The organism is Solidesulfovibrio carbinoliphilus subsp. oakridgensis (assembly GCF_000177215.2).
Lineage (GTDB): Bacteria > Desulfobacterota > Desulfovibrionia > Desulfovibrionales > Desulfovibrionaceae > Solidesulfovibrio > Solidesulfovibrio carbinoliphilus.
Genome location: NZ_CM001368.1, coordinates 3707011 through 3726833 on the forward strand (window position 1 = coordinate 3707011; position 19823 = coordinate 3726833).

18 protein-coding genes are annotated in these 19823 nt (G+C 67.8%); 15 read left to right on the top strand and 3 right to left on the bottom strand.

The genetic code is table 11. The annotated features are described in order from the left end of the window. Positions 1 to 305 precede the first annotated feature (305 nt). The 3 genes from ilvB to DFW101_RS16270 all read left to right on the top strand — a co-directional run bounded on the left by ilvB (position 306) and on the right by DFW101_RS16270 (position 3569). Positions 306 to 2000 (top strand): biosynthetic-type acetolactate synthase large subunit, encoded by a 1695-nt coding sequence (ilvB, locus tag DFW101_RS16260; RefSeq protein ID WP_009182608.1) that lies wholly within the window; start codon positions 306 to 308, stop codon positions 1998 to 2000. Then, positions 1984 to 2358 carry an ACT domain-containing protein gene (locus tag DFW101_RS16265; RefSeq protein ID WP_009182609.1) on the top strand — a complete coding sequence of 125 codons (375 nt, stop codon included), beginning with the start codon at positions 1984 to 1986 and terminating at the stop codon, positions 2356 to 2358. Before ilvB ends, DFW101_RS16265 begins: the two co-directional genes overlap by 17 nt. A 71-nt stretch (positions 2359 to 2429) precedes the next feature. After that, positions 2430 to 3569: a sensor histidine kinase gene (locus tag DFW101_RS16270; RefSeq protein ID WP_009182610.1), complete on the top strand. Its 1140-nt coding sequence runs from the start codon at positions 2430 to 2432 to the stop codon at positions 3567 to 3569. A gap of 68 nt (positions 3570 to 3637) precedes the next feature. Here the strand turns inward: DFW101_RS16270 and DFW101_RS16275 are convergent, their stop codons facing one another. Further along, on the bottom strand, positions 3638 to 3943 hold the full coding sequence (locus DFW101_RS16275) for a putative quinol monooxygenase (protein WP_009182611.1): 306 nt from the start codon (positions 3941 to 3943) through the stop codon (positions 3638 to 3640). Between the two features lie 234 nt (positions 3944 to 4177). On the opposite strand from DFW101_RS16275, the gene DFW101_RS16280 reads away from it, so the two are divergent. From DFW101_RS16280 to DFW101_RS16290, 3 genes are read left to right on the top strand one after another with little or no spacing between them, the layout of a single operon-like run. Next, positions 4178 to 4858, top strand: a complete 681-nt coding sequence (locus DFW101_RS16280) for a CerR family C-terminal domain-containing protein (protein ID WP_009182612.1) — start codon at positions 4178 to 4180, stop codon at positions 4856 to 4858. Further along, positions 4855 to 6015, top strand: coding sequence for an efflux RND transporter periplasmic adaptor subunit (locus DFW101_RS16285; RefSeq protein WP_009182613.1), 1161 nt, complete (start codon positions 4855 to 4857; stop codon positions 6013 to 6015). Before DFW101_RS16280 ends, DFW101_RS16285 begins: the two co-directional genes overlap by 4 nt. Next, positions 6012 to 9140 (top strand): efflux RND transporter permease subunit, encoded by a 3129-nt coding sequence (locus DFW101_RS16290; protein ID WP_009182614.1) that lies wholly within the window; start codon positions 6012 to 6014, stop codon positions 9138 to 9140. Before DFW101_RS16285 ends, DFW101_RS16290 begins: the two co-directional genes overlap by 4 nt. 243 nt (positions 9141 to 9383) lie before the next feature. Here DFW101_RS16290 and DFW101_RS16295 read toward each other — a convergent pair whose 3' ends face one another. Further along, positions 9384 to 10334, bottom strand: a complete 951-nt coding sequence (locus tag DFW101_RS16295) for a hypothetical protein (protein ID WP_009182615.1) — start codon at positions 10332 to 10334, stop codon at positions 9384 to 9386. Positions 10335 to 10508: 174 nt separating this feature from the next. On the opposite strand from DFW101_RS16295, the gene ybgF reads away from it, so the two are divergent. The 9 genes from ybgF to DFW101_RS16340 all read left to right on the top strand — a co-directional run bounded on the left by ybgF (position 10509) and on the right by DFW101_RS16340 (position 18388). After that, complete coding sequence (gene ybgF, locus DFW101_RS16300; RefSeq protein WP_232286096.1) at positions 10509 to 11759, top strand: tol-pal system protein YbgF; 1251 nt, start codon at positions 10509 to 10511, stop codon at positions 11757 to 11759. Next, a complete protein-coding gene (dprA, locus tag DFW101_RS16305; RefSeq protein WP_009182617.1) occupies positions 11756 to 13069 on the top strand; it encodes a DNA-processing protein DprA in 1314 nt (437 codons plus the stop codon). The genes ybgF and dprA overlap by 4 nt, the downstream gene beginning before the upstream one ends. A gap of 8 nt (positions 13070 to 13077) precedes the next feature. Then, positions 13078 to 13500 (top strand): hypothetical protein, encoded by a 423-nt coding sequence (locus DFW101_RS16310; protein WP_009182618.1) that lies wholly within the window; start codon positions 13078 to 13080, stop codon positions 13498 to 13500. Between the two features lie 2 nt (positions 13501 to 13502). Then, a complete protein-coding gene (locus tag DFW101_RS16315) occupies positions 13503 to 14342 on the top strand; it encodes an HDOD domain-containing protein (RefSeq protein ID WP_009182619.1) in 840 nt (279 codons plus the stop codon). 49 nt (positions 14343 to 14391) lie between these two features. Next, positions 14392 to 15306: a GGDEF domain-containing response regulator gene (locus tag DFW101_RS16320; RefSeq protein ID WP_009182620.1), complete on the top strand. Its 915-nt coding sequence runs from the start codon at positions 14392 to 14394 to the stop codon at positions 15304 to 15306. Continuing rightward, positions 15281 to 16240 (top strand): tyrosine recombinase XerC, encoded by a 960-nt coding sequence (locus tag DFW101_RS16325; protein WP_009182621.1) that lies wholly within the window; start codon positions 15281 to 15283, stop codon positions 16238 to 16240. The genes DFW101_RS16320 and DFW101_RS16325 overlap by 26 nt, the downstream gene beginning before the upstream one ends. Positions 16241 to 16416: 176 nt before the next feature. Further along, the gene (locus tag DFW101_RS16330) at positions 16417 to 17013 is read left to right on the top strand and encodes a TetR/AcrR family transcriptional regulator (RefSeq protein WP_009182622.1); all 597 of its coding nucleotides are present in this window, start codon (positions 16417 to 16419) and stop codon (positions 17011 to 17013) included. A gap of 173 nt (positions 17014 to 17186) precedes the next feature. Continuing rightward, on the top strand, positions 17187 to 17690 hold the full coding sequence (locus DFW101_RS16335; protein ID WP_009182623.1) for a hypothetical protein: 504 nt from the start codon (positions 17187 to 17189) through the stop codon (positions 17688 to 17690). A 194-nt stretch (positions 17691 to 17884) separates the two neighbouring features. After that, complete coding sequence (locus DFW101_RS16340) at positions 17885 to 18388, top strand: hypothetical protein (protein WP_009182624.1); 504 nt, start codon at positions 17885 to 17887, stop codon at positions 18386 to 18388. A 137-nt stretch (positions 18389 to 18525) separates the two neighbouring features. Here the strand turns inward: DFW101_RS16340 and DFW101_RS19230 are convergent, their stop codons facing one another. Beyond that, entirely contained in the window at positions 18526 to 19698 is a 1173-nt protein-coding gene (locus DFW101_RS19230) for an integrase core domain-containing protein (RefSeq protein ID WP_009179523.1), read from the bottom strand. Positions 19699 to 19823 lie beyond the last annotated feature (125 nt).

Sequence of the window (19823 nt, forward strand, 5' to 3'; positions counted from 1 at the left end):
TTCCAGGGGGTCCGGGGGGGATGATCCCCCCGGCCGCCGGAGGCATCTTTTCCTTCCCACCCTCTTGACGGCCCGCCGGGCGGCGGGGTAGAGGGCAAGTATCGATTTGGAGGAACCCCTGCCATGACTGCCACGACCGATCGCCAGCTAGCCCTTTCCTTGCTGCCGTGCGTGGTCGTAGTAGGCGTCGCCATAGCGGCGCCTTAGCGGGGAATCTTTTTGTAGTCTGTTCAAGCCCCCGCCGGCGCGCCGGCGGGGGCTTTTTGCGTTCCCGCCGCACGCCCGGGGCTTCTCCGGAGGCCCAGATGAGCACAACGATTCGGATGACCGGAGCGCGCATCATTGCCGCCAGTCTTCTCCGGCACGGCATCGCCACCGTGACCGGCATTCCGGGCGGGGCCAACCTGCCCTTGTTCGACGCCATCGCCGAGACCCCGGTGCGGATCGTCCTGGCCCGCCACGAGCAGGGGGCCGGGTTCATCAGCCAGGGCATGGCCCGGGTGTCGGGCCGGCCGCAAGTCTGCCTGGCCACCTCCGGCCCCGGGGCCATGAATCTTTTGACCGCCATCGCCGACGCCAAGGCCGATTCCGTGCCCCTGGTCTGCATCACCGGCCAGGTGCCGCGCGGGCTGATCGGCACGGACGCCTTCCAGGAGGTGGACGTCTACGGCCTCACCATCCCCATCGCCAAGCACAACGTGCTGGTGCGCCGGGCCTCCGACCTGCCGCGCGTCATGGCCGAGGCCTTTGCCATCGCGGCTTCGGGCCGGCCGGGGCCGGTGGTCATCGACGTGCCGCGCGACGTGCAGACCGAGGAGACGGCTTTTGACGGCTGGCCGGAGCCGGCCCGGCCGGAGGTCCAATCCGCGCCCCATCCGGCCGAACTGGCCCGGGCGGCCGCCCTTCTGGCCCGGGCCGAGCGGCCGGTCCTCTACTGCGGTGGCGGCGCGGCCCGGTGCGGGGCCGGGCCGGCGGTCGCCGCCCTGGCCGAGGCCCTGGACGCGCCGGTGGTGACTACGCTGATGGCCCTTGGCCTCCTGCCGCCGGACCATCCGCGTAACGCCGGCATGATCGGCATGCACGGCCGGCCGGCGGCCAACCATCTCCTTTTGGACTGCGATCTGCTGGTGGCCGTGGGCGCCCGGTTCGACGACCGGGCCACGGGCGACGCCAAGCGGTTCTGCCCGGACGCGGCCGTGGTCCATATCGACATCGACCCGGCCGAACACCACAAGAACCGGTCCGCCCACGTGGCCCTGGCCGGGGACGCCGGACGGGTGCTTGAGGCGCTTTCGCCCCTGGTCCCGGCCCGGCCGCGCCCGGCCTGGAGCGTGCGGCGGGCGGCCCTGGAGCGGGAGCATCCCTTCGTCCTGCCGGAGACGGCCGATCCCAAAAGCCCCTACGGCTTCCTGGCCGTTGCGGCCGAGCTCCTCGGGCCGGACGCCATCGTGGCCACGGACGTGGGCCAGAACCAGATGCGGGCCGCCCAGGTCTGGCCGTGCCGGCGGCCGGGGCGGTTTCTGACGTCGGGCGGGCTTGGCACCATGGGGTTCGGCCTGCCGGCGGCCATCGGCGCGGCCCTGGCCGACCCCGGCACGCCGGTCGCCTGCGTCACCGGCGACGGCGGGCTCCTCATGAACGTCCAGGAGCTGGCCACGGCCGTGGAGTGCGGCCTGCCGGTCAAGATCCTGCTCATGGACAACGGGGTGCTCGGCCTCGTCCGCCAGCAGCAGGCCTTTTTCGTCGGCGGCCGGTACACGGCCTCGACCTTTGCCGCCCGCCCGGACTTCCCGGGGCTCGCCGCCGCCTTCGGCCTGGCCTGCGTGGACCTCGGGGCCTGCCGCGACGCCCGGGGGGCCCTCGCCGCCGCCCTGGCCGCGCCGGGACCGGCCCTGGTGCGCCTGCCGGTCGATCCCGACGCCCACGTCTATCCCATGGTGCCGCCCGGCGCCGCCAACCATGAAATGATTCTGGAGGAACGCCATGCCCACGCCAAATGAAGCGACATGCATCGAGTCCGGCCGCGCCGTGCTGGAAGTGGCCACCCGCGATCCCATGGCCGCGGTGCGCCATGTGGCGGCCTGCCTGGCCAGGCGGGCCTATCCGCTCCTCGGGCTTTCCTGTGTGCCCCTCGGCCGGGGGACGGGACGCTTGGTGGTGGCCGTGGCCGACGACGGCCGGATCGCCCGGCTGCTGGCCGAGCTGGCCGGATTGCCGGAGGTGTCCGGGGCCAGGCTTTGCGCGCCGGCCGTGCCCGGCTTTCCGGGGGCGGCCACGGCCGACTTTCCGGGGGCGGCCACGGCCGGCTTTCCGGAAGCGGCCACGGCCGGCTTCCTGGACACGGCCACGGCCGTTTAGGCGGGCCTTTACGGTCCGTATCCGGCTGGGGTATGCCTTGCGGGCATCCGATATGCCTGGAGGTAGTACGCATGAACGCGCGGCTTGTTCCGTTGTTTTCGGCCGAGCGGTCTCCCAGGGAAACGGTGCTTCGGCAGGCCCGGCTTTTCGCGGAAAGTCCCGCCGCCGGGGTGCTCGACCGCCTGCCCATGGGCGTGGCCGTTTTCAACGGCACCCGTCAGATCGTCTATTCCAATGTCAAATTCCGGGATCTGGCCGGCCGGGACTGCCCGACCGAGACGCTCGTCGGCCAGCGCCTGGGCGAGGCCCTGGCCTGCCTCGGCGCGGACCTGGAGATCGGGGGCTGCGGCACGAGCGAACTGTGCCATTCGTGCGGCCTGGCCCGGTCGATGGGGGAATCCCTCCGCGGGCGGGCGGTTGTGGGCGGCGAGTGCTCCCTGGCCCGGCAGGCGGGCAAGCGGTTGGAGACACTGGATTTCAACATCTGGATCTGGGGCCTGCCCCATGATGGCGAGATTTTTCACGCCACCATCCTGACCGATGCCCGGCCCGAAAAACGCCTGGCCCTCATGGAGCGCATCTTCTACCACGACATCCTCAACATGGTGTCCGGCATGCAGGGCATCTGCGAACTGATGCGCGAGGAGGAGGAGGGGGCCAGGAACGCGGAACTCGATCTCCTCCTCTTCGCCGCCGAGCGGATCACGGACATCATCCTGTCCCAGCGCGACTTCAGCCTGGCCGAACGCGGCGACTACGAAGTCGCCACCAACAAGATGGGCACGCTGTCGCTTCTGACCGACATCACGGCGCTCATGCGCCGCGACCCGGCCGCCCGGGGCAAGACCCTGGCCGTGGTCCCGGACAGCGCGGACGCCTTTTTCGCCTCCGACCGCAAGCTGGTCACCCGCATCCTGGTCAATATGCAGAAAAACGCCCTGGAGGCCACGCCGCCCGGCGGCGAAGTCACCGCCGGCTGCCACCTGGAAGACGGCTTTGTCCGCTTCTGGGTCCGCAACCCCGGCGTGGTGCCCGAGGAGGCCAGGCCCCAGATCTTTCGCCGGGCCTTTTCCACCAAGGGGGCCGGCCGGGGGCTTGGCACCTACGGCATGAAGCTTTTCGCGGAAAACTATCTGGGCGGGGAGGTCGGGTTCTCGAGCGACGCGGACGCGGGCACGACGTTTTTCGTGCGCCTGCCCTGCGGCATCTGAAAAAGGGGGGCGGCCCGGCCCCCGTCTGCCGCCGGGCCGGGCCGCCGCTGCCTGGGCCGGAGCTTGGGTTAGAAACCGGGCAGTTCCGAGAAAAGTTTCACGGACATGGGTTCGGCCAAAAGCTCCGGAGCCTTGGCCTTGAAGCCGTTTAAGTGCGGGGTGTCCAGGTGTTCGGCCAGGAGCTGCCGGCTGGCCCAGGCCTCGACCAGGACGAATTCCCCGGGACGGGCGGTGGATTCGTACAGGTCGTAGGCGATGTAGCCGGGGTCTTTTTGGGTCGGGGCGACAAGGGCGGTAAGGGCGGTCTTGAGCGCCGCCTCGTTGCCGGGTTTGGCCACGAACTTGGCCACGACGTTGATGGTGCCTTCGGCCATAGACTGGTCCTCCTTCGGATTTGGTCCAATGGTTTCAAGGGCTAGGCCCTTTTCCCCCTGAGGTCAACGGCCGGCGTCCCGCCCCGGGGGCCCCGCCCGGCCCGCCTCCCGGAAAAACCGTGGGGCGGCCCATGTCAAAGCCGTAACCTCCCCACGTCTTGCCGCGAAAGTATTGACCGGTCCCGGCTTCCGCCTTAAATCCAGGGCGAACAAAGGTTTTTTTAAGGCGGACGGATGACCACCAACGGTCGCGAGGACGAGACCCGGATGCGGCTGATCGAGGCCGCGGGCGAAATTTTCTCCTGCAAGGGATTTCAGGCCGCCACCGTCCGTGAGATAACCAAGCTGGCCCAGGCCAATCTGGCCGCCATCCACTACCATTTCGGCAGCAAGGACCGCCTCTACCTGGCCGTCCTCGAACACGCCCACGCCGCGGCCAACCGCAAGTATCCCCCGGACATGGGACTCGCCGACGGGGCCCCGGCAGAGGTCCGGCTCTACGCCTACGTCCGGGCCCTGCTCCTGCGTCTGGCCGACAAGGGCCGGCATGCCTGGCTCTTTCGCCTCATGGCCCGGGAGATGGCCGAGCCTTCGCCAAGCCTGGCCGCCGTGGTCGAGCGGTGCCTGGCCCCGGCCAACGCCGTGCTGCGCGGCATCGTGGCCGAACTGCTCGGCCCGGCCGCCGAGCCCCTGATCGTGGCCCGGTGCGCCCAGAGCATCGTCGGCCAGTGCCGCCACTTTTCCCTGGACCGGCCGGTGCTCACCCGCCTCTACCCGGACTGCGATCCGGGCCAGGGGGGCGTCGAGGCCGTGGCCCTGCACGTCACGCGTTTTTCCCTGGCCGCCCTTGGCGGTCCGGGCGCCTGGGAATTCACTCCCCCAATGCTGGAACCCATTCCTGGAGACGCCTCGTGAGCCGCAAGTTTTTTTCGCGCGCCGTGGTCTTGGCGTTTTCCGTCCTTTTTTTGTGTTCCTGCGGCGGCAACGGCGAGAAAAGCGCCGCCCGCGAAGTGAGGCCCGTGCCGGTCGAGGCCGTCCCGGCCAAGGCCGCCACCCTGCCGCTCATGGTCAAGGCCGTCGGCAACGTGGAGCCCATGGCCACGGTGGCGGTCAAGCCGCAGGTCGGCGGGGCCATCACCGCCCAGCTGGTCCGCGACGGGGCCGACGTGGCCAAGGGCGATCTCCTTTTCCGCATCGATCCCAGGCCCTTCGAGCTGGCCGTCCGCGAGGCCCAGGCCAAGCTCGACCGCGACAAGGCCCTCCTCGTCAAGGCCGAGGAAGACCTCAAACGGTACGTCACCCTCAAATCCAAGGACGTGGTGGCCCAGGAGCAGTACGACCAGACCTATTCCCAGGCCAAGACCCTCGAAGGCACCATCCGCCTCGACCAGGCCACCCTGGAACGGGCCCGCCTCGACCTGGAGTACGCCGACATCCGGGCCCCCATCTCCGGCCGCATCGGCACGGTCCAGCTGACCGCCGGCAATGTGCTCAAGGCCAACGACGACCGCACCATGTGCGTCATCAACCAGATAAGTCCCATATTCATTTCCTTCTCCGTGCCCGAGCGCTACCTGCCGGCCATCATGGCCCGCCAGAAGGAAGGAGGCTTGACGGTCACCTCCGCCCCGGACGGGGAACAGGGCCGGCAGCCGCTGACGGCCAAGCTCGCCTCGGTGGACAACACCGTGGACGCCAAGACCGGGGCCATCCGGCTCAAAGCCATCTACGAAAACACCGACCACCGTCTCTGGCCCGGCCAGTTCGTGCGGGTGGACCTGACCCTTGCGACGCTGACCGACGCGGTGGTCATCCCCACCCGGGCCGTCATGGACGGCTTGAAGGGCCCCTATGTGTTCCTGATCGGCAAGGGCGGCCTGGCCGAGGTCCGCCAGATCGCCACCGGGCCCATCGTGGAGGCCCAGACCGTGGTCGAAAAGGGGCTCGTCCCCGGCGACATGGTGGTGGTCGACGGCCAGGTACGGCTTGCCCCCGGGACCAAGGCCGAGATCAAGACCGCGGCCGCCACGGCCGACGCCGGGCCGAAAAACGGCACGGAGGCGGGGCAATGAACCCGGCCGCCATATTCATCCAACGGCCGGTCATGACCACCCTCGTCATGGCCGCCATCCTCATCTTCGGCATCATGGCCTACGTGAAGCTGCCGGTCTCGGACCTGCCGAACGTCGATTTTCCGACCATCGAGGTCCGGGTCTCCCTGCCCGGGGCCAGCCCCGAGACCATGGCCGCGTCGGTGGCCAACCCGCTCGAAAAGCAGTTCTCGACCATCGCCGGCCTCGACTCCATGACCTCGGTCAACACCATCGGCTCGACCCGCGTCACGTTGCAATTCGCCCTGGACCGCAACATCGACGCCGCGGCCCTGGACGTCCAGTCGGCCCTGACCACGGCCGGCAAGGACCTGCCCGACGACCTGCCGTCGCCGCCGTATTTCCGCAAGGTCAACCCGGCCGATTCGCCGATCCTCTACCTGGCCATCTCCTCCGACGTCATGCGCCTGTCGGACGTCGACGAATACGCCGAGAACATGATGGCCCAGCGGATCTCCATGGTGGCCGGCGTGGCCCAGGTCACGGTCTACGGCTCGAAAAAGTACGCGGTGCGCATCCAGCTCGATCCCGAGGCCATGGCCGCCAAGGGCATCGGCGTGGACGAGGCCTCCACGGCCGTGAAAAACGGCAACGTCAACCTGCCGGTCGGCACGGTGTCCGGCCCGTCCAAGGAATACACCGTCCGTTCGAGCGGCAAGCTGCTCTCGGCCGACGGCTACCGGCCCTTGATCGTGGCTTGGCGCAACGGCTCGCCCGTGCGCCTGTCCGAGATCGCCAAGGTGACCGACAGCGTGGAGGAGACCCGCCGCTTCAACTGGTTTTCCGGCACCCCGGGCCTGGTCCTGGCCATCCAGCGCCAGCCCGGCACCAACACCGTGGCCGTGGTCGACGCGGTCAAGTCGCTGCTGCCCACCTTCCAGGCCCAGCTCCCGGCCTCGGTGTCGCTCCAGGTCCTCTACGACCGATCGGTCTCCATCCGCGAATCCGTGGCCGACGTGAAGTTCACCCTGGTCCTGACCGTGTGCCTGGTGGTCATGGTCATTTTCCTCTTTCTGCGCAACATCCCGGCCACGGTCATTCCGAGCCTGGCCTTGCCCATGTCCGTGGTCGGCACGTTCGCGGCCATGTACGTGCTGGGCTTCAGCCTGGACAACATCTCGCTCATGGCGCTGACGCTTTCGGTCGGGTTCGTGGTGGACGACGCCATCGTCATGCTCGAAAACATCGTGCGCCACCTGGAGATGGGGAAAAGCACCCTGCAGGCGGCCATGGACGGTTCCCGGGAGATCAGCTTCACCATCGTCTCCATGACCATCTCGCTGGCGGCCGTCTTCTTGCCGGTCTTTTTCATGGGCGGCGTGGTGGGGCGGCTTTTCCACGAGTTCGCGGTGACCATCATGGTCTCCATCCTCATCTCGGGCGTTGTCTCCATTTCGCTCACCCCGATGCTGTGCAACCTGGTGCTGAGGCCCCACGTCCCCGTGCGCCACGGCGGGGTCTACAACGCCATCGAACGGGCCTTCGACGGCCTGCGCGACCTCTACGACGCGACCTTGCAGCTGGTTCTCAAGCACCACGTGGTCACCATGCTCTTTTCCCTCTTCCTCCTTGGCGTCACGGTCTGGCTCTTCGGGGCCATCCCCAAGGGCTTTTTGCCGAGCGAGGACACGGGCCAGCTCATGGTCACCACCGAGGCCGAGGAGGGCGTGTCCTTCGATGTGATGTCCGAGCGGCAGCAGCGCCTGAACGCGCTGGTCTCCAAGGACCCGGACGTGGCCGAATACATGTCCGTGGTCGGCTCCGGCGGCCCCAACAACACCAACAACAACGGCCGGCTCATGCTGTCCCTCAAACCCCTGGACGAGCGCAAGGCCACGGCCGACCAGGTCATGCAGCGGCTGCGGGCCGAGTTCGCCCAGGTGCCGGGCCTGCGCTCCTACCTGCAAAACCCGCCGCCGATCCGCATCGGCGGCCGGGCCACCAAGGGCCAGTACCAGTACACCTTGCAAGCCCCCAACACCGAGGAGCTCTTCCGGTCTGCGGCCGTCTTCGAACAGAAGATGCACGACATTCCGGACATCCAGGACGTGTCCTCGGATCTGCAGATCAAAAATCCCGAGCTTCGCATCGACATCGACCGGGACAAGGCCTCGGCCCTCGGCATCTCGGCCTTCCAGATCGAGGACGCCCTGGCCACGTCCTACGGCAACCGCCAGATCTCGACCATCTACGCCCCGGACGACACCTACCAGGTCATCATGGAGCTGGCCCCGGCCTACCAGGCCAACCCCGACGCCCTGTCCATGCTCTACGTCCGCTCGGCCGGGGGCCAGCTCGTGCCGCTTGACACCCTGGTCAAGCGGGCCGTGGCCGTCGGGCCCTTGTCCATCAACCACTCGGGCCAGTCGCCCTCGGTCACCCTCTCGTTCAACCTGCGCCCGGGGGCATCCCTTGGCAATGTGGTCGCGGCCATCGAAAAGCTGGCCAGAAACGAACTGCCGGCCTCGGTCTTCACGAGCTTCCAGGGCGAGGCGCAAGCCTTCCAGAGCTCGCTTACCGGCCTGTCGCTCCTTCTGGCCATGGCCGTGCTCGTCATCTACATCGTGCTCGGCATCCTCTACGAGAGCTTCATCCATCCCCTGACCATCCTGTCCGGCCTGCCTTCGGCCGGCGTGGGGGCGCTGGCCACGCTCATGCTTTTCGGCATGGATCTCAACATCTACGGCTTTGTCGGCATCATCATGCTGATAGGCATCGTCAAGAAAAACGCCATCATGATGATCGACTTCGCCCTGGAGGCCCAGCGCGGCCAGGGCATCCCGGCCCGTCAGGCCATCTACGAGGGGGCGCTCACGCGTTTTCGGCCGATCATGATGACCACCATGGCCGCGCTCATGGGCACGCTGCCCATCGCGCTGGGCCTTGGGGCCGGGGCCGCGGCCCGGCGGCCGCTTGGCCTGTGCGTGGTCGGCGGGTTGGTGGTGTCCCAGCTTTTGACGCTCTTTTTCACCCCGGTCTACTACATCTACCTGGATGGCCTGCAAAACTGGCTCAAGGGCCGGTTTGGCGGCCGCCGGGCCAAGGCCGGGGAGCCCGGTCGCGCGTCGGCCGGGGTATCGACGTAGCAGGAGCGGCGCGCCGTCGCGGACGTGCGGCCGGGCAAGCGAAAAAGACCGGGGACGGCGTCATGGCCGTCCCCGGTCTTTTTTTGCGCAGGCGCGTCGCGGCCCGAGCGGCCGGGACCGCAGCGGCCTCGTTGCGTCCAGTATCGCGACCTTTAAAAAGGAGTTACTTTTTTCATGGACGCGGCCCTGGTGTGGCGTTCGCTAAGAAATAATTATTTAAATATCTTACCCTCGGACGCCCTGCTAGGCCAGGGGCGGGGGCAGGAAACCCGGGGCGAAGATCGCGGCCAGGCCGGCGCAAAGGCCGGTCAGGGCCACCAGCGTGGCCAGGAAGGCGGCGGCCAGCAGTACCTTGTGGCGCAGGGCGTTCTCCTTGGGCATGACCACGCCGAGGCAGACCAGGGCCAGGAGCATGCCCGTGCCGTAGAGGCCGACGGCCACCGTCAGCCGGGAGGACAGCTCGCCCACGACCGGCAGGAGCCCGAGGCCCAGCCAGGCCATGGCCGCCACCGAGGCGAGCAGGGCCGCAAAGCCGATCCTGGCCGCAAGGCGCATGGTGAAATTATAATAATCCCGGCCGAAATCGTCCTTGTCCCGGCGCCAGACCAGCCAGGCGCCGGTGAAAACGCCGGCCAGCCCCAGGGAGAGGAGAAGGCCCTCGGCCAGAAGCCGCCAGAAAAGCGAATCCGCCGGCGGCAGCAGGAAGGCCGGGCCGGTGTCCGGCGGCAGGCCGACCTGGAGCGGCCGGGCGGCGGCCAGGGCGGCGTAGAAGGCCAGCCACAGGAGAAGGCTGGCCGACAGGCCGACCACGGCATGCCGGGCCTTTTTGGCCTTGAGCCGCTGCCACAGGCCCCGGTAGGCCAGGAAGGCGGCTCCGCCGGCCAGGAGCGGCCCGGCCCAGGCGGCCAGCGGCAGGGGCAGGCCGAGGAAAGAGGGAGCCGTGGCCGGCAGGAGGAAGTGGAGTGCGACCAGGGCGGCGCACAGCACCACGAAGACCCACAGGCCGCCGAGCAGGGCGAAGGTCGAGGCCTGCTGGCCGAACTTGTCGATGAAGATCTTCAGGCGCTTGGCCTGCCGCAGGCCCACCAGCGACGTGATGCACGGGATTGCGGCGGCGGCCAGGGCCAATCCCAGGTGCGCGGCAATAAGGACCATGGCCGCCCAGAATACGGCGACGCGGATAGCCTCGGGCATGGGGAGTGTTCTCCTTGGGGCCTTCTTTGGCGCGATGGCGGATGCGGCGCGTGCGCGCGGCCCGCTTTGCAAACGGCTTTTGCCCTAAATCCGCGTGGGATGCAACAAAGGCGGCCCCTGGGCCGGGTGCGGAAGAATCGGCTTGCGCTTCACCTTCCCGTCACGTAACTCCTGGTGGAACTTGAAAGGGTTTACAACCTCCATCCCTGCATCATGCGCATGAGAGCCAGAAAGGCCCTGACCACGGGGACGGCCCTTGTCCTTACCTGCCTGCTTGCCGCATGCGGGCCGGGCAATACGTTGTCCGTCGGCGGCAAGAGCGCCGACTTTCGCCTGAAGGCCGTGGAATCCTCCCTGGAAAAAGCCCAGGAGGATCTCAAAGCCATAGATCGTCGCCAGACCCAGAACGACGCCAGACTGGCCGAGGTGCAAAAACGCCTCGGCGAGCTGTTGGCGGCGCTCAAAGCCCAGGGCGTCAAAACCCCGGCCCAGGCCGCGGCCCAGGGCAGCGCGCTTGGCGTCGGGTTCGCCAACCCGGCCGCCGCCGGCGGGGCGGGGGGCGTCAAACCGCCGCTGTCCGGAACTCCCGGCGGCGAAGCCGGGGAGGCCCCGGCCGGCCCGCCGCCCCAGCTTTCCGCCGCCGACTCCGGGCCGCTCCCGGGCGAGCGGCCCGGGCCCGCCGCCGCCTCGGCTCCCGGGCCCGAAGCCCGGGGCCGGCACGGCCTTGGCCGGGTGGGACCGGCCGAACCGGCCCCCCCGGCCACGCCCGAGGCGGCCATCGCCGCCGACCGGACCGAGGCCGGGCCAAAGCCGGCCCCGCCGGCCGCAACGGGTGCCGGCACACCGCCCAAGGCCGGGCCGGCCGCCCCGGCCACGCCGGCCGCTCCCGCCCCGGCGCCGGCGCCCACTCCCGCCCCCGGGGCGCCAGGCGCGACACCGCCCGCGACACCGTCCGCGACACCGTCCGCGTCGGGGGCCGCGCCGGCCGCCGGAGAGCCGGCCGCCAAGCCGGCCCCGCCCGTGGCCGGCAGCGCCGAAAACGCCTCGCCCGCGGAGAAGGCCGAGTACAACCGGGCCCTCCAGATGGCGATAAACGGCAACACCGCCGGGGCCAAGGCCGCCTTTGACCAGTTCCTGGCCGCCCATCCCCGGAGTCCCTTGACGCCGAACGCCCTCTACTGGGTGGGCGAGGGCGCCTTTGCCGGCGGCGACTACCAGACCGCCATCAGCGATTTCGACAAGGTGGCCAAGGGCTGGCCCGGCCACCACAAGGCGGCCGACGCCCTCTACAAGATGGCCATGGCCCAGGAAAAGGCCGGCGACGCGGCCGCGGCCCGGGCCAGCCTGGAGCGTTATCTGAAAGACTATCCCAGCGCGGAACTGGCCGGCATCGTCCGCCAGAAACTGCAAGCCCTGCCCAAATGAGCCCGGACGCCCCGTCGCCTCCGGCGTCCCTCGGGGCCCCCGCCGCCCGCGACGCCTGGACGGCGGACGACGGTTTTCTGGCCGAACTGGAAGCCTGCCTGCGCCTGCGAAACACCCCCGGCCTCGGGCCCCGCACCTGGAAACGGATTTTCGACCGCTATCCCTCGGCCGCCGAAGCCCTGGCCGATGTCCGGGCCTTCGGCGCCCAGGGGCTTTGCGACGATGCCGTGGCCGGGACCCTGGCCCGGGGCCTGTCCATCCCGGCCGCCCGGCGGGAGATGGAGGCCGCCGCCGCCAAGGGGCTCCTGCCCATCCCCTATTTCCACGCCGCCTATCCCGCCCGCCTGCGGGAGCTGCCGGACCCGCCGGCCGTCCTCTACGTGGTCGGGGACGCCAGGCTTCTCGGCGGCCCCTCGGTGGCCATGGTCGGGGCCAGGCAGTGCTCCCGCTACGGGTTCGCCGCCGCCTTCGACATCGCCTCGGGCCTGGCCGCCTCGGGCATCACCGTGGTTTCCGGCCTGGCCTTCGGCATCGACCGGCAGGCCCATCTGGGCGGCCTGACCGGTCCGGGCCGGTCGGTGGCCGTGTGCGGCACAGGGCTCGATCTGGTCTACCCGGACGCCAACATGGACGTCTGGCGGGCCCTGGCCGAGGACGGGGCCATTGTCAGCGAGTTTGCCCCGGGCACCCCGCCCCAGGCCCAGAATTTTCCCATCCGAAACCGCGTCATCGCCGGCCTGTCCCTTGGCGTTATGGTGGTCGAGGCCGCGTCCCGGTCCGGCAGCCTGATCACCGCCCGGCTGGCCCTGGAGCAGGGCCGCGAGGTCTTCGCCCTGCCGGGGCCCGTCAACCTTCCCACCTACGCCGGCTGCCACGCCCTTCTCTCCCAGGGAGCGAGGCTCGTGCAGACGGCCGACGACATCGTGGCCGCCCTGGCCCGGGAACTGGGCGCCTGCGTGGACGCGCCCCGGCCCGCGCCGCCGGTCCGGCCGGCCAAGGCCGTGGTCCGGGCCGTCCCCGTGGCCCGGACGGGGGAGAGGGCCCGGCCGGCCGGGCCCAAAGTCCGGCCGGCCGCGCCGCCCGCTCCGGGGAGGCGTCCGGCCCCGGCCCCGCTCCCGGACGGCCTGTCCGACCTGGAAGCGGCCATTGCCGGGCTCCTCGGCGACGGGAGCAAGCGGCACATCGACGCCCTGGCCACGGCCCTCGGGGCCCCGTCCGGCCCGGTCAGCCAGGCCCTGGTCCTCTTGGAAATGAAGGGTCTTGTGCGGAAATGGCCCGGCATGTACTACACCAGGGACGTCGAAGGATAACCCGACCCATGCAGAAGATTCCGCTCAACCTGGCCCGGCCCGGCATGGTCCTGGCCAAGCCCGTGGCCCGGTCCGACGGCATTGCCGTGGCCGCGGCCGGCTCCGAACTTTCCGAAAACCTCCTGGCCCGGTTCGAGGCCATGGGGGTCAGCCATCTGGTGGTCGAGGGCGAACCGGTGGCCCTGGACGGGCCGGCCGGGTCCTCGTCCTTTGACAAGCGCCTGGAGCGGCTGGAGTACCTTTTCCGCCGGTTCCCGGACGACAAGTGGATGGGCCAGATCCGCCGGCTCCTGGACCATTATTTCCGCATGAAGGCGGCCTCCAGCGCGGCCATGGCCGAGGCGGCCCAGGCCGCCCGCGCGGCGGCGACGGCCGAGGCGGCCAAGCCCCAGGACGTGGCCGGCTCCGCCGCTGCCGGAAAGGACGCTTGAAGATGGCCGAGGACCTGCGCACCGAGCGCAAGAACCGCATTCTGGCCGTGCGCGACCTGCCGACCCTGCCCAAGGTCCTCGAACAGGTCACGAAGCTGGTCGAGCGGTCCGATTCCTCCACCGAGGAAGTGGCCCGGCTCATCAGCATGGACCAGGTCCTGTCGGCCAAGGTCCTCAAGATGGTCAATTCGCCGGTCTACGGCTTTCCCGGCCGCATAAGCTCCATCCAGCACGCCCTGGTCCTGCTCGGCTTCAACGTCCTGCGCTCGATCATCGTCTCCACCTCGGTCTTCGAGGTCATGACCGAGAACATGGTGGGCCTGTGGGAGCACAGCCTGGGGTGCGCCATGGCCTGCGGCGGGGCGGCGAGGATGCTCGGCTTCAAGGACGCCGAGGAATATTCCGTGGCCGGGCTCCTGCACGATCTCGGCAAGGTGGTGGCCACGGTCCAGCTGCCGGACCTCAAGGTCGAGATCGAACGGGTGGTGGCCGAGCGGGATCTGACCTACCTCGAGGCCGAGCGCGAGGTGCTCGGCTTCGGCCACGACCGGATCAACGCCTGGCTGGCCGACCACTGGAAGCTGCCGGCCAACATCAAGGAAGGCCTGTCCTACCACCACAAGCCCCAGCTGGCCCGGCTCTATCCCGAGATGGCCGCCGTGGTCCACCTCGGCGACTTTCTGGTCCGGGTCTTCGAATACGGCTTTTCCGGCGACGTCGGCGTCCCCTATCTCCAGCCCGAGGCCCTCAAGATCCTCAAGATGCGGCCGGCGGATTTCGAGAAGCTCCTGGACCACCTGTGCGGGCAGTTCGTGGAAATCGCGGACCTGCGCTTCACCTGATCCCATGGCCGCCCGAACACTCTGCCTTTTCCCCAGGCCCCAGAAGATCATGATCCTCAGCCCCGACCCCGGGCTCCGCCTCCTTTTCGACGAGGCCTTTCCCCCGGAGGAGGCCGAGGTGACGGGCCTTTCCGCCGGGCGCGGGGCCATCGAACACCTCTTTAACGATCCCCCGGACCTGCTGGTGGTGGACCAGAAGCTGGCGGACATCCCGGGCCTCGATCTCGTGGCCATGGTCAAGAGCGAAAACGTCTACCGCCAGCTGCCGGTGGCCCTGGTCATGGACGAGGCGGCCGTGGCCGCCGGCGTGGACTGGTGCACGGCCGAGGTGGACGAGCTGCTCACCCGGCCGCTGTCTCCGGCCATGCTGCGGGCCCGGGTCAGCCTGACGTTGGCCCGGGCCTCGCGGTCGCTTGACGCCAACCCGCTGACGAAACTCCCGGGCAACACCTCGATCATCGGCCGCATCCAGGAGCTTATCGACCGCCGGGAAGACTTCGCCCTGGCCTACGCCGACCTCGACTACTTCAAGTCGTTCAACGACCGGTACGGCTTTTCCCGGGGCGACGAGGTGCTCATGATGACGGCGCGCATCATCGTCAACACCGTGCGGGCGGTCGGCGGGGCCAAGGCCTTTGTCGGGCATGTCGGGGGCGACGATTTCGTCTTCATCCTGGCTCCGGACCGGGTGGAGGAGGCGTGCAAGGGCGTGGTCGCGAGCTTTGACGCCATTGTCCCCCATTTCTACGACGCCGAGGACCGGGAGCGCGGCTACATCCAGTCCACGGACCGCGAAGGCAACCGCCGCGCCTTCCCGCTCATGGCCATCTCCATCGCCGTCATCTTCAACCGGGAAGGACGGCTCAAGCACTACGGCGAAGCCTCGCAAACGGCCATGACGCTGAAAAAAAAGGCCAAGGAAAACCCCCGGAGCTGCTATGTCCTCGACCAGCGGCAAGGCTGAGGCCCGAAAGCCGCTCCCGGAACCGGCGGCCGCCTACCTCGACCACCTGCGGGTGGAGAAGGGCTATTCCCCGGCCACCCTGGCCGCCTATGCCGAGGACCTGGCCCAGTTCGAGGAGTCGCTCGCCGGCCGGGGCCTGACCCTGGCCGCGCCCGGGGCCGTCACCCTGGAGGCGGCCCGGGGATTTCTGGCCGAACTCCACCGCCGGCGGGTGGCCAAGTCGTCCATGGGCCGCAAGCTGTCGGCCCTGCGCGGGCTTTTCACCTTTCTGCGCCGCAAAAAGCGCGTGACCGGCGATCCCCTGGCCGGGCTCAAAAATCCCAAGACGGACAAGCGCCAGCCCAAGGCCCTCAATGTCGACGAAGCCGTGGCCCTGGTCACGCCCGGGCCCGAGAGCCCGGCTGCGGACGGCTCGCGCGAGGCCTGCCGCGACCTGGCCCTGGCCGAACTCCTCTACGGTTCCGGCCTTCGGGTCAGCGAGGCCATGACCCTCGACGTGGACGACCTGGACCTGTCCCAGGGCATCGTCCGGGTCATGGGCAAGGGCGGCAAGGAACGGCTGGCCCCCTTAAGCGACGCGGCCCGGGTGCGCCTTGGCGAATACGCCCGGCGGCGGGCCGAATTCGCGCCCGCGCCCCGGGAGCCGGCCTTTTTCCTTGGCGCGCGCGGCGGCCGGCTGGACCGGCGGCAGGCGGCCCGGATCATCGACGCCCTGGCCCGGGGGGCCGGCCTCGCCCGGCACGCCCACCCCCACATGCTGCGCCACAGCTTCGCCACCCACCTGCTCGAATCCGGGGCGGACATGCGCAGCGTCCAGGAACTCCTCGGCCACGCCCGGCTCTCCACCACCCAGCGCTACACCCACCTGGACCTGGCCCGGCTCATGCAGGTCTACGACCAGGCCCATCCCCGTTCCGACGAATCCAAATCCTAGTTCCGTCCATTGTTGTGTGCCGACGGCGACCTCCTCTTGTTGTTGCTTTCTTACCCACTACAGGAAAGTTTCGGCCTGGGGCTTTTTCGCATTGCCGGCGCTATGGAAACACGCTAATCCGTATATGGGTGGAAAAGGCCAAAAGCGCGAGGGACCATCGTACATGGAGCGATAACATGGATGTCTTGTGGAACAGGCTGGTCGAGGCGGCGGTGGAACGGTTTGCCGTGGACGGGCGCGGCGGGGTCATGCCCCACGACCTGGTCAAGCGGCTGGGGGTGCCGGCCGAAACGGTCTTCCGGCACTTCCCGGACCGGGACCGGCTTTTCGTGGCCGTCCTCGGGCAGGTCCAGCAGGAGCTTTTCGCCCATATCGAGGTGAGTTGCCCGGTCATCCCGGGCGAATCCGGCCTGTCCATGATTCTGCGGCTGGCCGAGGCCTACCGCCGTTTCCTGGAGGAACGGCCGGCGGGCTATCTCGACATCCTGCCGCACGGGGAAAAGGGAGCGGGCCAGGCCGAAACCCAAAGCGACCGCGAGCTGGGGCGGCTTGCGGCCCGCATCGCCAAGCAGTTCGAGGTGCTTCTGCTGCTTGGCCGCCTGGACGGTTCGGTCCGGGCCGAGGCCGCGACCGACACGGCCTGGCGCATCCTCCACGTGGTGGTCGGCACGGTGCGGCTGGCGCTCACGTCGCAAAAGGCCCGGGCCCGAAACCTGCGCGTCATGCTGGCCGCCCTGGCCGGCGGGCATCCGGCCGCAGCCCGGGCGGCCTGACCCCTGCCGCATCTCCGGTTCTCCGGACGCGCCTCGCGCCGGGGCTTCGGGCCCCGGCCACGTCTTGGCGCGCCGCTTGCCGTTTCCTGGCCCATTGCTTATAGGAAGGCATCTGTTCCAGGTGCCTTCTTTTCGTATCCTATTCTACTGCACCGTGTTGCCCAGGAGGAATTATGCTGCGTCGCGTGATGCTTCTGCTGTGTTTCCTTTCCCTGTCCCTGGCGGCAAGCGCCCTGGCCGGCGGATTCGACTGCGCCAAACCGCCCTATGGCACGCCGATTGCCGACATCAACGACAATGGCTATTTCGTCAAGTTCCAGGAAAAAGACGGCGTCGCCTATTACAATTACACCGGCCCGTGCAAGCTCGGCATCCACGAGCGGCTGGCCCCGGTCATCGTCTACGGTGCGGTGGACGGCAAACTCTACAGCCGCATCATGAAAACGGAGAATGACAACCTTGAAGTCATCAAGAGCGTGACCACCAAGCTGGCCGGTACGCCCCAGACCACGACGGAAGGCGACTGGCTGGTCATGCGCTGGAATTTTCCGGAGAAAAACGTCAAGATGAAGCTTAAATACAACAACGTCACCCACGCCACCAAGTCGGCCACCTATTACGAGCCGCTGCGTCCCCAGGCCGATGACGCCGCTCCCGAGGAATACCTCGGCAAGTAAGGATGGCTTCCGACAGGGGGCGGAGAAAGGAAGCGAGGGGGGAAGCCCCCTGCGGCGGCCGGGAGGGGGCTGGGCCGTCTCCTATCCCGCGTTTTCTCCCCGAAACGAGTCTTGCGGTTTTTCAACGGGTTGCGTATGAAAAACCGCATTCGCCAGCGTCCTTTCGTATGTTGTCGTGCCGCCAAGGGGGGAATATGCCGCGTCGCGCCGTGTTCGGGCTGTGCCTTTTTTTTCTGCTCCAGGCGGCAAGCGTCCTGGCCGGCGGCTTCGATTGCACGAGGCCCCCGTACGGGACCCCGCTCAAGGACATCAACGACCACGATTACTTCGTGAAGTTCGACGAACGGGGCGGGATCGCCTATTACAACTATACCGGTCCCTGTCGGCTCATCCTGCATGAGCAGACGGCCCCCATCATCGTGTACGGGGTGGTGGCCGGCAAACTCTACAACCGCATCGTGCGGACCGATCACGACGACCTGGGCATCATCACGAGCATGGCCACCAAGGTGGCCGGCCCGCCCAAGGAGACGACCGAAGGCGACTGGACGATCCGGCGCTGGGATTTTCCGGACAAGAACGTCAAGATGAAGGTCAAGTACAATAACGTGACCCAGGCCTCCAAGTCGACCACCTACTACGAGCCGCTGCGGCCCAAGACCGACGAGGCCGTCGCGGAAAAGTTCCTCGACAAGTAGCCCCGCACCCGCGGTCTCTCCCCCGTTCCGCTCCCTTTTCCGTCCCGCCATCCCGTTTTTCCCTTCCAGGGGGTCCGGGGGGGTGTGCAACCGGGAACATCGTTGACAGTTTGGACCGGGTACATCCCTGACACTTTTTAGCTGATCAGGGATCGAACCGGAACCACCCGTTTGGGGTCTTTGGGGCAAAACCCGCCGAGCAGGTGCTCTCCAAGATAAACCAGCCAACGATCATCATAATTTCTGGTCAGGCCGATGCGACATTTCGCAAATGCCTCGCCGAGAAAAATCTGCCTGCCTTCCCAGTTGAACATCCCATCCCGGCGAACCGTCCGACTTTCGAAAGAGGAGGGATACTCAAAGCATGGTTCGTTTCGAGGCAGCCGCCGGGACGAAGGCCGGTAGATTGAAGCCGGCGTGGCCTGATCAAGTGCTTCATGGGGACGATGGCTATTAAATCGCTCCCGCCAGGACTCCAATCGTTCTTGTTGCTCCCGCAGATTCGCCGAAGGCGGGATAGTGGCTTCCAGTTTCAAGGTCCGATGCATTCTTTCGTGGCAGCCATTTTGCTCGGGCTTTCCAGGCGCGATGAAGTCCACGACAATACCCAGCTGGAGCCACCAGACGCTTAAGCCGGTCAAACCTGCGATCCCGGTCGAACCAAACGGAGTCCCATTGTCCACGCGGATGGCGCGTGGCAGGCCGTATCGCATAAACACCCGCCGCATCGCCTCTTTTGTTCGTTCAAGCGTCTGCGTAGGAAAGACGTAACACCCTAAGACATAGCGGCTAAAGATGTCACTGATTGTCAAAGGATGGCAAATGCTCCTGTCCTCCAGGCGAAACCAGCCCTTGTAATCCGCACTCCAAACATCATTTGCCTGTTTGGGCTGCCGGAGATCCTCTCGCCGCAACCGGCCTCCTGACTGACGGCGCTTTGCTTTTGTGGCGGTGATCAATCCGTGCCGTTTCAAAATGTCGCCGGCTGTACTTTTGGCCGGTGGGTACTCTATGCCGTGCACATCTTGCAGAAGCCTGACGAGCTTTTTGGGACCCCAGTAGGGATTCTCCTGTCGCAATGCGAGTAATAACGTGACGACTGCATCAGGTGTTTTGTGCGGGCAATGCCGGGCAACGCGGCTTCGTTCCCCAAGCCCTTCCCCTGCCTGATAGCGGCGCAGCCACTTGTAACCCGTTTCGCGACTGATCCCATACTTGCGGCACAAGGCTGCAAATGATTCCCGTCGCTGCGACAACTCCACAATGAACCGGGCGCGTTCTTCCATCGGATTGACCTTTTTCCAGGGCATTGGAGCTTCCTCCTCTGCCCAAAAGTGTCAACCATGTACCCGGTCCGTTCTGTCAATCATGTACCCGGTTCATACCGGGATGATCCCCCCCGGCCGCCGGAGGCATCTTCCGTCTTCCCCTCTCC